General features: G+C 51.9%; 14 protein-coding genes. 5 read left to right on the top strand and 9 right to left on the bottom strand.

What is annotated here, in order from left to right; genetic code table 11:
• The first annotated feature begins 95 nt into the window (after positions 1 to 95).
• Both EH243_RS05850 and EH243_RS05845 read left to right on the top strand, forming a co-directional pair.
• Positions 96 to 983: a LysR family transcriptional regulator gene (locus tag EH243_RS05850; RefSeq protein ID WP_126157715.1), complete on the top strand. Its 888-nt coding sequence runs from the start codon at positions 96 to 98 to the stop codon at positions 981 to 983.
• Positions 984 to 1,110: 127 nt separating this feature from the next.
• Positions 1,111 to 1,545 carry a hypothetical protein gene (locus tag EH243_RS05845; RefSeq protein ID WP_126157714.1) on the top strand — a complete coding sequence of 145 codons (435 nt, stop codon included), beginning with the start codon at positions 1,111 to 1,113 and terminating at the stop codon, positions 1,543 to 1,545.
• Positions 1,546 to 1,583: 38 nt separating this feature from the next.
• Here the strand turns inward: EH243_RS05845 and EH243_RS05840 are convergent, their stop codons facing one another.
• The 9 genes from EH243_RS05840 to EH243_RS05800 form a co-directional block, all read right to left on the bottom strand.
• The gene (locus EH243_RS05840) at positions 1,584 to 1,970 is read right to left on the bottom strand and encodes a hypothetical protein (protein ID WP_126157713.1); all 387 of its coding nucleotides are present in this window, start codon (positions 1,968 to 1,970) and stop codon (positions 1,584 to 1,586) included.
• On the bottom strand, positions 1,960 to 2,277 hold the full coding sequence (locus tag EH243_RS05835; protein ID WP_126157712.1) for a hypothetical protein: 318 nt from the start codon (positions 2,275 to 2,277) through the stop codon (positions 1,960 to 1,962). The genes EH243_RS05840 and EH243_RS05835 overlap by 11 nt, the downstream gene beginning before the upstream one ends.
• Positions 2,278 to 2,280: 3 nt before the next feature.
• Positions 2,281 to 3,117, bottom strand: a complete 837-nt coding sequence (locus tag EH243_RS05830) for a putative RNA methyltransferase (protein WP_126157711.1) — start codon at positions 3,115 to 3,117, stop codon at positions 2,281 to 2,283.
• A gap of 5 nt (positions 3,118 to 3,122) precedes the next feature.
• Positions 3,123 to 4,262: a succinyl-diaminopimelate desuccinylase gene (dapE, locus tag EH243_RS05825; RefSeq protein WP_126157710.1), complete on the bottom strand. Its 1,140-nt coding sequence runs from the start codon at positions 4,260 to 4,262 to the stop codon at positions 3,123 to 3,125.
• Positions 4,263 to 4,335: 73 nt separating this feature from the next.
• Positions 4,336 to 5,367, bottom strand: a complete 1,032-nt coding sequence (gene dapD, locus EH243_RS05820) for a 2,3,4,5-tetrahydropyridine-2,6-dicarboxylate N-succinyltransferase (protein WP_126157709.1) — start codon at positions 5,365 to 5,367, stop codon at positions 4,336 to 4,338.
• Between the two features lie 104 nt (positions 5,368 to 5,471).
• Complete coding sequence (locus EH243_RS05815) at positions 5,472 to 5,816, bottom strand: ArsC family reductase (RefSeq protein ID WP_126157708.1); 345 nt, start codon at positions 5,814 to 5,816, stop codon at positions 5,472 to 5,474.
• Between the two features lie 10 nt (positions 5,817 to 5,826).
• A complete protein-coding gene (gene dapC / locus EH243_RS05810; RefSeq protein WP_126157707.1) occupies positions 5,827 to 7,044 on the bottom strand; it encodes a succinyldiaminopimelate transaminase in 1,218 nt (405 codons plus the stop codon).
• 175 nt (positions 7,045 to 7,219) lie between these two features.
• Positions 7,220 to 10,363, bottom strand: coding sequence for an efflux RND transporter permease subunit (locus tag EH243_RS05805; protein WP_126157706.1), 3,144 nt, complete (start codon positions 10,361 to 10,363; stop codon positions 7,220 to 7,222).
• A 3-nt stretch (positions 10,364 to 10,366) separates the two neighbouring features.
• Positions 10,367 to 11,665 carry an efflux RND transporter periplasmic adaptor subunit gene (locus tag EH243_RS05800; protein WP_126157705.1) on the bottom strand — a complete coding sequence of 433 codons (1,299 nt, stop codon included), beginning with the start codon at positions 11,663 to 11,665 and terminating at the stop codon, positions 10,367 to 10,369.
• Between the two features lie 148 nt (positions 11,666 to 11,813).
• On the opposite strand from EH243_RS05800, the gene EH243_RS05795 reads away from it, so the two are divergent.
• The 3 genes from EH243_RS05795 to EH243_RS05785 are packed head-to-tail and all read left to right on the top strand — an operon-like array spanning position 11,814 to position 14,347.
• A complete protein-coding gene (locus tag EH243_RS05795; RefSeq protein WP_126157704.1) occupies positions 11,814 to 12,683 on the top strand; it encodes an alpha/beta fold hydrolase in 870 nt (289 codons plus the stop codon).
• 11 nt (positions 12,684 to 12,694) lie between these two features.
• Positions 12,695 to 13,693 carry a hypothetical protein gene (locus EH243_RS05790; protein WP_126157703.1) on the top strand — a complete coding sequence of 333 codons (999 nt, stop codon included), beginning with the start codon at positions 12,695 to 12,697 and terminating at the stop codon, positions 13,691 to 13,693.
• A 9-nt stretch (positions 13,694 to 13,702) separates the two neighbouring features.
• Positions 13,703 to 14,347, top strand: coding sequence for a DUF2959 domain-containing protein (locus EH243_RS05785; RefSeq protein WP_126157702.1), 645 nt, complete (start codon positions 13,703 to 13,705; stop codon positions 14,345 to 14,347).
• Positions 14,348 to 14,369: the final 22 nt, after the last annotated feature.

Below are 14,369 nucleotides of genomic sequence, written 5' to 3'. Positions count from 1 at the left end.
CGGGTGGTCATTTAGGGTGACGGAGCCATCTTCCCGTGTTTATAATGTTTAGTAAAATGGATGTTTCTAACACTAGATATAAGAAAAACCGAACAATGGCGATTTCGTTTAGGCAATTAAAGATATTTGAAGCGACCGCGCGGCTGGGGCGGCTCACGGCGGCGGCAGATGAGCAGGCGTTGAGTCAGTCGGCTGCGAGTCAGGCATTGAAAGAGTTAGAGCTGATGCTGGGCTACCGGTTGTTTAGTCGCGTCGGCCGTGAGTTGGAGATCACCGATGCGGGGCAGCAAGTGTTGCCTCGGGTGCGGGATATTCTGATCAACGTAGCTAGCTTGAAAACGCCTTATAGTAGTGGTGTCAGTGGGCCTTTTCGGGTGGCCGCCAGTGTCACCATTGCCAGCTATCTGTTTCCGTCGGTTATGTCGGGGTTTTTAGAGGGACATCCAGATGTCGAGCCAAATCTACAGATAGCCAATACTCAGGAAGTGATCGAGCGGTTGGAGAAAGGCCAGGCTCATATCGGCTTGATCGAGGGGCCGGCCTCCCATCAACAGTTGCAAATCCTGCCCTGGCGAGAAGATTATTTACAGGTGTTTTGTAGTCAGTCACACCCCTTAGCACAGCAGGGGAGATTATCGATCGAGCAGATGCCTCAGCAGCGTTGGATTTTGCGGGAGCAGGGGTCAGGCACTCGGGCGGTATTTGATCGGGCGATGCAGCAGGTGGGTGCTCAGGTGGGGCCTGTCATGGCGCTGAATCGTCAGGAGGCGATTAAGCGGTCAGTAAAGGCTGGGTTGGGTATCGGCTGTTTGTCGCAGCTAGCGATCGCTGATGAGCTGCAGCGAGAGGAATTGGTGGTGTTGCAAACGCCATTAGCATTATCCCGTCATATGTCGGTGGTTGTACCGCCAGAGGTGCATACGAACCAGTTGGTTCAGGCCTTTATCGCATATCTGGCATTGCCTAGCACTTCGGTCGATTAGCCGAGGTTGGCTGCTCTTGGCTGATAACGGATGATTAAACGGAATAAGTCTTAGAAACAATTAAAGAAATTCGTTTTAAAGCCGATCTATAACTGACTCTATTTTAACCCTGAGATGTGGTTTTTTGATGCAGCTAGAACGGATTGAGCAGTTAGAACAGCGGATCGAGAGTTATACCTCGTCGTTGACCCAAGCGGTCAACGAGGGACGGGGTGCACAATTCTCTATGCTGTTAAGCTTGATCAATGCCACGGAAGACCAGACCCAAAAAACGAAAACCTCAACCAGCGGCTTCAGTTTGCCGACCGACGAGCCAGTGGCTTATCCCGACCCTGATTCACTCTATACCGATGAGGTGGTAAGCCGTTTGAATAGTGCGGTGAATGAAGATCACCCAGGGGATTTTGCTTATTTGCTGAGTCATCTTTCGGTACAAGCGAACACGCCGTACCGCGCCGCAACCGCGGGCGATGATTTTGCGCGCATGGGGTTGGCATCGGCAGGCCGTTTGATGCTGGATGAGATTGATCGTTCGGGGCAGCAGTTTAGCGCCAGAGCTTAATCCGGCTAGCGCTTAGCTAAGGTCTAGCCATCTGTTATTTAGCTCTGCCAATTAATTTTTTCAATATTTCCCTGCTCAACCTTCCACCACTCATCGGGATCATCACCGGATGTCCATCCACTAGCAATACAGCGAATCTGAGTATCTAGCTCGCGGGCGGCCTGCTCTGCGCAGTCGAGGTCTTTGATCCAAGGGGTTTTGTCTGAGTTAAACCAAACGCTGGTCCAAGCCTTACCTGAGACTTTCTCATGAATCATGATGGGAACCTTCTGGCCATCGATAACACCGTTGAAATGGTGTACCTGTCCCTGTTCAAACTCCCGTGTCACAGCACTGCAGATCTCTTCTAGCCAGCGGGTGATGCGCTCTAGTGAGCGGTCTTTGATATAGATCTCAATATCGGGGTGGCGTTGGTTATCGGTCATGGTGAGCGTCTGTGTTCTTGTTGGGTTGAATGTCGGTTAACAGAAAGCGAAAAATTCTCAGGATGCTCAGGCTAATATAGCCGAAGGCTGCGATGATTGCGCCGCCAATTACAAAAATCAGGCCGATCAGGGCAATAATATCTCGCTGCATGCTGTCTGCTAAGAGAAATTGGGCGAGCACTAAGGCAATAAAACCGAGCATAAAGAGGCCGAGGCCGGCCATCAAGATGGCAAGGTTTTGTTTGATATTATCGGCGCGGCGTATCAGGCGTAAGCGCAGGCGCTGCTTTAGGCTAGACTGACGCATGCTTCAGATTCGTCGAAAGCGTGCCAGACGAACATCCAGGGTGAGCTCTAACTGTGGTAATGCGGCAAGGCGCTCCCGCGCGGTTTGGGTAATGCGCCAACCGTGGGGTGTCATCGCTAACAGCTGATCAATCTGGGCTGGGGTCGGCAGCCTGAATTGATAGCTAATGGTTTCGGTGGCCAAATGCTCAAAGGATTCGCCCAATACGGATTCTGGGGTAAAGCCGGAGTGGCGTACCTCATCGTAGATTAGGTTGCGTAGTTCGATTAGGTGATCCTCGCCGGGGTAAGCGATCAGGAGTTCTGCGCCGGGTTTTAGGGTGCGGCTGAACTCCTCAGGCATCAAGCGGCTGAACAGTACCGATATCAGATCCAGTGATGCATCGGCCACGGGCATACGAGCGCCGGAAGCGACCATCCAGGTGATCGCTTTGCTCTGGCGGCAGGCTGCTTTAATGGCATGCTTGGAGATATCCAATCCGGCTAGCTGATAGTCAATATTGCGCTGATCCAACTGTTGTTGCATCCGCAGGGTGTAGTAGCCCTCACCGCAGCCCATATCCAGTATCCGAGGGGATGACTGTTCAGCGGCGCGTTCCGCTAAGCGTGAGGCGATGGTATCGGCAAGCTGTTGATAATAGCCAAGGGCTAAAAATTCATGTCTAGCGAGTACCATCGCGGCATTATCGCCGGGATCTTTTGAGCGTTTCTGATTGGCGAGTAATAGATTCCAATAACCCTGTTTCGCCGCATCATAGCTATGCCGTTCGGGGCATTCGAGATGTTTCAAATCGCCCTGTAGCGGCTGTAGGCAGACGGGGCAGTTTAGATCAAAGCTCATCAGGATTACCGTGCCAATAACTTGGCTAAAATATTCTCATACAGTGATGAGAGAGTATCGAGATCCGCCGCTTTGACGCGCTCATTCACCTTATGAATCGTGGCATTAATCGGGCCCAGCTCAACGACCTGTGCCCCAGTTGGCGCGATAAAGCGCCCATCGGAGGTGCCGCCGGAGGTGGATAGCTCTGTATCTAAGCCGGTGATCGATTGAATAGCATCGACACAGGCATCGACAAGGTCACCCCGATCGGTAATGAAAGGGTGGCCGCTGAGGGTCCAATTAATATCAAAGTTCAGGCCGTGGCGGTTTAGGATGGCGTAGATCCGCTCTTTGATCTGTTCGGCGGTGACTTCGGTAGAGAAACGCAGATTAAACTGCACATTAATCTCTCCTGGCACAACATTGGTAGCGCCGGTGCCCGCATGAACGTTGGAGATTTGGAAGCTGGTGGGAGGGAAGAATGCATTGCCTTCATCCCAGACCTCACAGGCCAGATCATTTAGTGCCGGCGCGGCGAGGTGGATCGGGTTTTTCACAAGGTGTGGATAAGCAACGTGGCCTTGTACGCCATGGATCGTTAGGTCGCCACTAATGGAACCCCGTCGGCCATTCTTGATAACATCACCGACTTTCTCGGTACTAGAAGGTTCGCCAACAATACACCAGGTGATTTTCTCGTTGCGCGCTTCTAAGTGATCGATGACTCGAGTGGTACCGTTAACGAACGGGCCCTCTTCATCGCTGGTGATCAGTAGGGCGATAGAGCCGTCATGATCGGGGTGGTGCTCAATAAAGCGCTCCAATGCCGTGACGAAGGCGGCTAGGCTGCCTTTCATATCGGCGGCGCCTCGGCCACAGAGGAAACCATCCTCAATAATCGGATCGAACGGTGGGTGGCTCCAGTTGGCTTCAGGCCCTGTCGGCACGACATCGGTATGACCCGCAAAGCAGAATAGGGGCCCTTCGGTGCCTCGACGCGCCCAGAAGTTGGTTACTTCTTCAAACTGCAGACGTTCGGTATGAAATCCCAACGCGGCTAGCCGTTCGATCATAAGTTCCTGACAGCCGTCATCTTCCGGTGTCACGGAGCGACGTGAGATCAGTTGTTTGGCTAGTTCGATAGTCGGAGAAAGTTGGGTCATAGGGCTTACCTTAACGTCGGGCAATGAGGGGAGGTCGGGTGCTACCTCAGGCAGCACCCGTAAAACTGCGTGCTTAGTTATGAGCGTGCAGTTCTTCGTTCAGCTCGATAGCCGATTTGTTGGTCTTCACTTCGATGCGACCGTTCTGTGAGTTCCGACGGAACAGTAGGTCGGGCTTGCCGGCCAGTTCCGCTGCTTTAACAGTGGCTACTTCGATGTTCTGATCATCCAGCAGGGTGACTTTTGAGCTAGAGGTCACGTACAGACCCGCTTCAATGGTACAGCGATCGCCCAATGGCAGACCTAAACCAGCATTGGCGCCCAGTAGGCAGTTTTCGCCAACGGAGATCACCACATTGTTACCGCCGGACAGGGTGCCCATCGTAGAGCAACCGCCACCCAAGTCAGAACCGTTACCGACCACAACCCCAGCGGAGATACGACCTTCAACCATGCTGACGCCTAGGGTGCCGGCATTGAAGTTGATGAAACCTTCATGCATCACGGTAGTGCCTTCGCCGACGTGTGCGCCGAGACGAATACGGGAAGTCGCCGCTAAACGAGTACCGGCAGGGACCACGTAGTTAGCCATTTTAGGGAACTTATCCACTGAGTGAACATCGATAATGCGGCCCTGAGCGCGTGCCGCCAGTTGGCGTTTTGGCAGGTCATTCAGCGAGATAGCGCCTTCGTTTGTCCAAGCAACGTTAGGTAGTTTGCCGAACATGCCGTTGAGGTTGAGACCGTGAGGCTTAACCAGACGGTGTGACAGCAGGGTCAGCTTGAGGTAAACCTCAGCGGTAGATTCTGGGTCAGCATCGGTTTCTAGCACGGTCAGAATCATTGGCTGATGGGTGCCTTTGCAGATCTCGATGATCTCGGCCTGATCTTCAGCATCGATGGCTAAAAAGGCTGATTCCAACGCGCTTAGCTGCTCTGCAGATAGTTCAATCGCTTGGTTACCGCCGGTGTAGCCTACCGCATCGGTGGCTGCTTTGATCAGTGCGTCAGAAGGATTGAGGAGTGGGCCGTTATAATAAACTTCCAGCAACTCACCGTCAGATGATTTAGTGCCAATACCTAGGCCGAATGCAAATGTACTCATGTGTGAAACTCCATAGAACTTGTCATAAGACCTTAGCGTAAGGTCTTTAATAATAGGTGTAGCTCAGGGGCCTTCATTGAAGGCCCCTGATGCAGAATATGTTTTTATGGCAACAGCGTTTGGTAGTCGCTCTCTTTAAAGCCGACGATGAACTGTCCATCATGGTTCAGTACGGGACGCTTAATCAGCGTCGGCGTGGCGAGCATCTCTCGGATAGCCGAGCTCTCGTCGATGTTATTTTTGACCTCATCACTGAGGGCGCGCCAACTGGTGCTACGCTTATTGAGCAAGGTTTCCCAGCCCAGTGTGGCAATCCATTCACGCAGTTGGGCTTCAGTGAGGCCATCTTTGCGAAAATCGTGAAAGCTAAAGTCGATCTGATTCGCCGTTAACCAACGTTGGGCTTTCTTCACGGTGTCGCAGTTGGGGATGCCATACATAGTGATCATTCTAGCCTCCTCAGTTTGTCAGTGATTCGACAAAGCGGCGGATACGCCACGCGGCTTCAACGCACTCGTCGAGAGTCGCCACTAATGCCATGCGTACTCGGTTAGCGCCGGGTAGGTTGCCTTCCTGATCTGGCCGGGAAACATAGCTACCGGGTAGTACGGTGACATTTTGTTGCGCAAACAACCCCTGTGCGAATAGATCATCAGCGATCGGTGTGGCTGCCCATAGATAGAAGCCTGCATCGGGAAAGTCGACATCCATCACCGGTTTTAGAATCTCAACCACAGCGGCAAATTTTTCCCGATACTTATCACGGTTTTCCAATACGTGGGCTTCATCGTTCCAAGCGGCAATGCTAGCCAGTTGAGTTGGAATCGACATAGCGCAGCCGTGATAGGTGCGATAACTGGTAAAGGGTTTGATCAGCTGTGCGTCGCCTGCGACAAATCCAGAGCGCAGCCCCGGAAGATTTGAGCGCTTCGACAGGCTATGAAAGACGATACAGTTTTTATAATCATCTCGACCCAGACGAGCGCAGACTTCTAATAGACCGACCGGTGGTTGTGCTTCATCGAAATAGATCTCGGAATAACACTCATCGGAGCCGATGACAAAGTCATACTGATCAGATAGTGCAATCAGTTTAGCCAGTGTATCTGCATCGGTCACCGCCCCGGTAGGGTTGCTCGGCGAGCAGAGTAGCAGTAATTGACAACGCTGCCAGACCGACGCTGGTACAGCATCGAAATCCGGTACAAAGTTATTCTCTGCGGTGCAACTCAGGTAGTAAGGCTCGGCACCGGACAGGTAGGCGGCCCCTTCATAAATCTGATAAAACGGATTTGGTGACAGCAGTAACGGTGTTTCATTATTTGCTGGTGCTCTGTCGATCGCACATTGGGTAAAGGCAAAAATCGCTTCCCGCGTCCCCAGTACCGGTAGAACATTGAGTTCGCCGGTGAGGCTGCCACTTTTGAGTGAGAAACGACGGCTAGCCCAATCGGCGATGGTCTGACGTAGCTCAATGGTGCCAGCGGTGGTGGGATAGTTAGCCAGTTTATCCAGATTGTTTTTCAGTTCATCGAGCACAAAAGCCGGCGATGGGTGTTTGGGTTCACCGATAGAAAGGGCAATATGGTCGAGTTCGGTTGGTGGGGTTACCCCGGCTTTCAGCTTAGCCAATTTTTCAAATGGATATGGCTGAAGCTTCTGCAGATCTGGATTCATTGAAATGCCTTGTAATTAGCCGCTGTCAAAAGAGCGAAAATTATACCGGATGGAAGTCGGCAGGCCAATGAAACCCAGCATCAATTAACGTTTATCTCTAGAAAAGAGCGACGGGGCTAGATGAATGGCTAGGTCTGCATACCGGCGGATATGCAGATTGCTATAGATGCTGGGATTAGCTCGGAGTGCTGTGTTGCCCCCGGATGACGTTTTTTAGTATCGCTTTGCCATTTTCAAGGGTGACCAGTAACGCCGGTACCACCAATAGAATCAGCACCGTACCGAAGGCCAGTCCAAACACCAGTGACGTCGCCATGGGAATCAAAAACTGGGCCTGTAACGAGGTTTCGAACAGAATCGGTGTGAGCCCGGCAATGGTGGTCAGTGAGGTGAGTAATACGGCCCGCAGGCGCTGGCAGGCCGCTTCAACGATCGCTTTATGCACCTCCATACCCTGTTTGCGCAGCTTCTGGTAAAACGTGATCAATACGATCGAATCGTTAATCACGATACCGGATAGGCCGAAGCAGCCAAACAACGACAGAATAGTAAGGGTTTGACCGGTTAGTACATGTCCGGCAATCGCGCCGGTGAGCCCCAGGGGGATCGCCAGCATCACGGCGAAGGGCCAGCTATAGGATGAGAATACCCAGCTGAGGATAATAAAGATTAGCAGCAGGGCGATTAATAGCCCCATCTGCATATCGGCGAGGGTTTCTCGCTGATTTTTATTCCGCCCTTCAAAGCTCGCCTGCACGCCAAACTCGGAGGTGATCTGCTGAAGTTTACCCGCCTGTAGGTCGGCGATTATTTCGTTGGCATTGGCGACCGTCTCATCGAGATCCGTGCTGATCTTGATGGCTAATTGGCCATCGATCCGTTGCAGTCGGTCGAGCCCCTGTTTATCCGCAAATTGCACCACGTTTGCCAAGGGCGCACTACCGCCGGACGGTAAGATAATAGGTAGGTTCTCTAAGGCGCTGAAACGGTCTCGTTCGTGATCGGGCAACACGACTCTGACTTCAACCTCATCTTCACCGCGATTGAAAATCTGCACTAGTTGACCATCAAAGGCGGCTCTGAGTTGACGACCGACAGCACTGAGGGTCAAACCTGAGGTTTTGCCCTCCGGTGTGAGTTGGTAAATTAACTGGGATTTACCAAAGGGGAGGTCATCGTCAACATTGCTGACACCGTCATATTGACGCAGGCTGTCCTGCACCGCCAGTGATGCGGCTTTGAGTTTGTCGACATCGGAGCCTATCAGCTTCACCTCAAGTGATTTTCCCGGTGGGCCGGTGCGGTTGAGATCGATGGTGAATTTTTCGATACCGGCGGGCAGTATGATTTTACGCCGCCACTGGCTAATGATCTCACTGTTAGTGATTTCACGGCTATCGATGGGGGTGAGCTGCACATAGAGAGCACCAAATTCATCACCCTGATTCGACCCTTCACTGGTGCGGCTACTGTTGGTTTTGCGGTGAATTTGCAGCGCCATTTTGACGAGATTGCCACCGAGATCCTGTTCAGTTTGCCGCAGTGTCTGATCCAGATGTTGAAGGAAACGGTCTACCTGATCTGGACTGCTACCGGAGGTAAACTGAATATTGGCGTTCAGGGTTTCCATCTCAACGGCGGGGAAAAAGTTGAATTTTATCCGCCCGCTACTGACCAGGCCAATGGCAATAATAAAGGCGGCAAAGGCGATGGTAATCGTGACCCAACGAAACTCGATGGCATTTTCAACCCAGCCTCGAAAGCGGCCATTCTTAAAATTATTGAAGGCGGCATCCAGTTTGATACGGATGGCGGAAGGGTGGAGGTCGGCGGCTTTATGTAAACTGTGATGCAGATGGCCGGGCAGAATCAAAAAGCATTCCACCACCGAGGCAAGGATGACGCAGATCACCACGGTGGGAATATCGATAAGAATATTGCCAATAATGCCGCCAATTAATAATAGGGGCAAAAACGCTGCAATGGTGGTCAATGATGAGGCCATGACCGGTGCGAGCATGCGGTGTGCCCCGCCGATGGCGGCTTGTAACCCCGGTTCGCCCATCTGTAGGTGCGTAAGGGTATCTTCTCCGACGACAATGGCATCATCAACAATAATACCCAGTGCCATGATCATGCCGAATAGACTGATCATATTGATACTGCCACCGATACCGTAAAGCACGGCTAGGGTGGCCATAAAGGAGACCGGAATACCGATGGTGACCCAGAAGGCCACGCGGGCATTGAGGAACAAGAATAGAATGGCGATAACCAGCACTAAGCCGCTGACGCCGTTTTTGATCAGCAGATTGATACGGTCTTGAATCGCTTCATAGCCTTCATCAAAGGCGATCAGTTGAATATCCGGCGGCAACGTTGGGGTTCGTTCTGCTAGCCACTCGCGCATAATAGCCGCGGCTTTGAGGGTGTCATCGTTTTCGGTGCGTCGTAACAGTAGTTGAATGGCCGGTTGGCCCTGATAGCTCAAATAGGTTTGGTTGTCCTGATTGCGCCAGTCAATGGTGGCAATGTCGCCTAGTCGCAGTAACTGGCCATTGTTGTCGGTAATCAAGGGCAACTGGTTGAAACCGGTGACATCCCGTTGTTGGCTGAGACTACGAATCTGGCGTGAGCCGTCCCCTTGGGCCGCTGTGCCTGCGGGGAGGTCGACGCTACGCAGATTAATAATCTGAGCCACGTCACTCAGGCTGAGGTTGAGTTCATGCAGCCGGCTGGATGAGATCTGAATGGCGATCTCTTCTTCAGGTAAACCGACAAAATCGATTTTACGAATGCCTCGCTGCAGTAGTTCCCGCTCGTAGGTGCGGGCCAGAATACGCAGTTCCTGTTGGCTGGCGGTGGGGCTAGTGATTAATAAGCGAGCAATATTGTCATAGCGGATGACCTGCTGCACGATCGGTTTTTCAGCGTCGGCCGGTAGATTGGTGATGCCATCGACTTTCTGCTTAACTTCATCGAGGATATAAGCGACATCACTGTTCTCTTCTAACTCGATACGAATGGATGCGGAGCCTTGGGTGGCGGTTGAGTAGAGTGTGTCGATACCGTTGACCGATTTTAACTCCCGTTCAATCGGTAGAATAATGGAGCTCTCCACATCTTCGGCGGCAGCGCCGCTCCAGGGAACGGCCACGGTGATAATGTCGAGCTCAAAGGTGGGGAAAAACTGGGTGTTGAGCTTTTTTAGCCCCCAGATGCCGGCCAATATCATCAGCATCATCAGCAGGTTGGAAGCCACCCGGTGCTCGGCAAACAGGGAGATTAGGTTCTTGAGAGGCCCTTGGCTGCTCGACATCATCTACTCCGTTGCTGTCGCGGCTGAAACGGGCTTGTCATTGGCAATCTCGACTAGCAGGCCGGTCATAGCATTGGGTAGCTGCGTCGCTAGGATTAGATCACCGGGTTGCAGTTGTTCACTGTGCACTAATACGTTGGACCGGCCATCGCGATCACGTCTGTCGCCCACTCGGGTGACGGTGTTGGCCTGTAATCGATTGTCTTTGACGGTGTAAATTCTATTGGTGCCAAAGATCGCTTGTGGCGGTAACGAGAGTAGATTGTGCTGTTCTGGCATGGTGAGCTCGAGTGAGACAGACCGCCCCGGTTCGCCACGATAATCATCGGCATTAATACGAAATAAAGCATCGACGCCGGCGCTGCCGCTGTTCATCGCGGCCGCAAAGCGCTCAAGGGTTAGATCAAGGGATTGGCCATCGAGCAATGCGGTGGCCATGATGGCTTTTCCCTGTTTGAGTTGTTGGTGTAGCTGCGGCAGATAACGGCTAGGAATCTGCGCTCGCACTTCGAGAGAGCCGGTGTGATAGACCGTTAAGATAGGGTCACCACTGCGTACTCGTTCTCCGGCAGCGATACTGATCTCGGCAATCCTACCGGTGAACGGGGCCGTTATCTGGCTACGCTCTAAATCCAGTGCAGCACTGTCACGCAGGGCGATCGACTGTTTCAGTTGTGCTTCCAGTTGCGCCAGTTGATTGGGATGGTCATCAATGGATTGTTGGCGACTGTTGAGCGATAGGGCTTGCAGTTGCTTGGTACGACGGGCGTCATCCAGTTGATTTTGGCTGGTGAGGTTGCGGCTGTTAAGGTCCTGATAACGTTTCAGGGTGCGTTGGGTCAGGTTGACGAGCTCTTGCTCAATTTTGAGAGCTTTAATATTTGCTTGATAGCTGACCTTCTCGGCGGCGATGAGGGCTTTGATGCGATCAACGTCGGCTTGTTTTTGGGCGAGCAGTAGCGAGGCATCACGGTTATCAAGCTGTACCAGTAGTTGTCCTTCATGGACGTTGTCGCCCTCGGCCACGAGGCGTTTCTCGACAAAGGCGTTAATCGAGGAGGACAGGGTGCTGCTGCTGGGTGACTCGATGCGGCCATAGAGTGATAACTGTGGCGAATAGCTGGCCGGTGCTGCTGGAATCACCCTAACCGTCCAAACTTTTTCCTGCGGCGGCTTTGAGGGGGCGGTTGGCTTCGTCATTTTTAGGATCGCAAAGGTAGCCACCGCACTGAGTAAAATCACTAGGGGTAGTAGCCATCGCTTATTATTCTGATACCAAGATAAAGATTGCTGTTCCGCCATTGCCTGCCCATCTGTAAGCTGTGGTTATTGATTCATTGATCATAATACATCGGTTTAGGTGAGTTAGTAGCATTGTTCTACCTTTACAATTGTTGGGTAGATGTTAGCTTTACGTCTAAAGCGGTGTTTTAGATGACAGGAGAGAGTGATGCGAACAGAATCCGTAATGGCGCTTGATCCCACGGGGTTTCACCGGGTGGTGTATCACGAATGGGGCAGTGCCGATAATGAACGGGTATTGGTTTGCGTGCATGGTCTGGCGCGAAATAGTCGTGATTTTGATGAATTAGCGCGGGCACTGTCACGAGATTATCGAGTGATCTGCCCCGATATGCCGGGTCGCGGGGAGAGTGACTGGCTACCCCCTGGGATTGCGTATGATATCCCTCGCTACATGAGTGATATGGCGACATTATTGGCCCGTTTAGATGTTGAACAGGTCGATTGGGTCGGGACATCGATGGGCGGCATCATCGGTATCTGTTTAGCTGCTCTGCCTAACTCGCCGATTCGCTCTTTGGTATTGAATGATATCGGCTGCTTTATTGATAAAGCGGCTCTGCAGCGGATTGCTGAGTATTTAGGCGATCACCGTTTTAGCTCCGTGGCTGAGATAGAACAGTATATGCGGCGTACCTATAGCGCCTATCAGGGGCTGACGGATAAACAGTGGCAGCATCTGGCAAAATATGGTCATCGCCGGATTACCGAAGAGCCAAACACGGATAAGCCTTATGGTCTTCATTATGATCCACGGATCGCCGAGCAGAACCCCGATGTTCAGGGACAAGATATCGATCTGGAGCCATTTTGGCGTCAAGTGAACTGCCCGCAGCTATTAATCTGGGGGGATCAGTCCGATGTCTTACAGGCCGATACGGTGGCGCGGATGCAGTCGTTGCGGCCCGAGATGGATCTCTATCGCATACCTGGTATGGCCCATGCACCCTCGTTGATGGAAACCGAACAGATAAACGCAATACAGCAGTGGCTGCGAGATAATCGGGTCAATAACTAGGAGACCATATTATGAGTGCACTGTGTCAATGGCCCAAGGATCAGCTTTGTCTGACGAAAGAAACACGGGAGGAAGCGATCCGTCGAGTGGAGCGTGCCTTCGCTTCGACCCTCGAATCATTAAAGGTCGATATCGGCCTCGTGGAGTTGTTGGAAAGTATCTATGTACCACTGGGTGCGTGGCTGGTGGCGCGTAAAGAGCAACAGCAGGGGCCGCTGGTGGTCGGTATTAATGGCGCTCAAGGGGCGGGTAAATCCACCCTGTTTAACTTGCTAGAGGTGATTCTCGAAGAGGGGTTTGATCTTAAAGTGGTAGGCCTATCCATTGATGACCTCTACGAAACCCGAGAGGCGCGGGAAGGCTTGGCGCACAGAATTCATCCGTTATTGAGTACTCGCGGCGTGCCGGGTACCCATGATGTGGAGCTCGGTATCGAGCTGATTCGCGGACTGAAAGGTGAGTTCGGTGATGAGGGGCGGAATGTTAAAATACCCGTCTTCGATAAGTCGATCGACGATCGCTGTCCACCGGTTTTATGGCAGGAGTGGCATGGTAAGGCGGATGTGATTGTCTTAGAAGGCTGGTGTGTTGGCGCTTCGGCCCAGCCGGAGGCGATGCTGGCCGAACCGGTGAATGACTTGGAACGTAGCGAAGACCCATTAGGATTCTGGCGAAGCTATGTTAATCAGCAACTTGATGGCCGTTATAAAGCGTTATTCGACATGATAGATGTGTTGATTATGCTGAAAGTGCCGAGCATGGAGTCGGTATTTGAATGGCGTTCTCAACAGGAGAAAAAACTGGCCGAACGGGTACGTTATTTTTATGACACCCAGCAGCCTACCGAACATCTACGGATTATGAATGAGCGCGAAATCAGACGGTTTATTCAGCATTACGAACGACTGACTCGCAATATGCTCGAAGAGATGCCAACCCGAGCGGATGTCTGTCTCGAGCTAAATGAAAATCACAAAATCGGTAATATCCGTATCAATAAGTCGATTTAAGGAAAAAAGATGAAACGTTTAGTGCTGGCCGGCGTATTGACGCTGCCATTGGTGTTGAGTGGCTGTCAGAGTGCGTACTACTCTGCGATGGAGCAAGTGGGTATTCATAAGCGGGATATTCTCGTGGATCGGGTTGAAGATACCCGCAGTGCTCAGGATGATGCCCAGGAAGAATTTACCTCTGCTCTCGAGCAGTTCCGTCAAGTGGTGAATTTTGAGGGTGGCGAGTTAGAGTCGGTCTATAACGATATGCAGTCAGCCTATGATGATAGCGAGGCGGCGGCGACATCGGTGAGCGATAATATTCGTCAGGTTGAAGAGGTTGCTGAGGCGCTATTTGATGAGTGGCAGGATGAGCTAGAGCAGTACAGCAGTCAAAAACTACGGCGTCAAAGTGCCCAAACCCTCAAAGAGACTCAAGCTCGATATAACGCACTGCATACTCGCCTGAAAGGGGCTGAGTCGAAGATGCAGCCGGTATTATCCGCTTTGAAAGATAATACTCTGTTTCTCAAACATAACCTGAATGCACGGGCGATCGGCTCTTTAAAAGGGGAATTCGGTGGCATTAAACGGGACATCGACCGGCTCTTGGCTGAGATGCAACGTTCCATCGAGGCTTCAGATCAGTTTATTAAAGAGATGAAACAGTAATACTGTGCCGATGCTCGCAAGC

Source organism: Amphritea opalescens, from assembly GCF_003957515.1.
Classification (GTDB): Bacteria; Pseudomonadota; Gammaproteobacteria; order Pseudomonadales; family Balneatricaceae; genus Amphritea; species Amphritea opalescens.
Note: the sequence above shows the minus strand (reverse complement) of the source record. Positions and strands in the feature narration are given on the sequence as shown.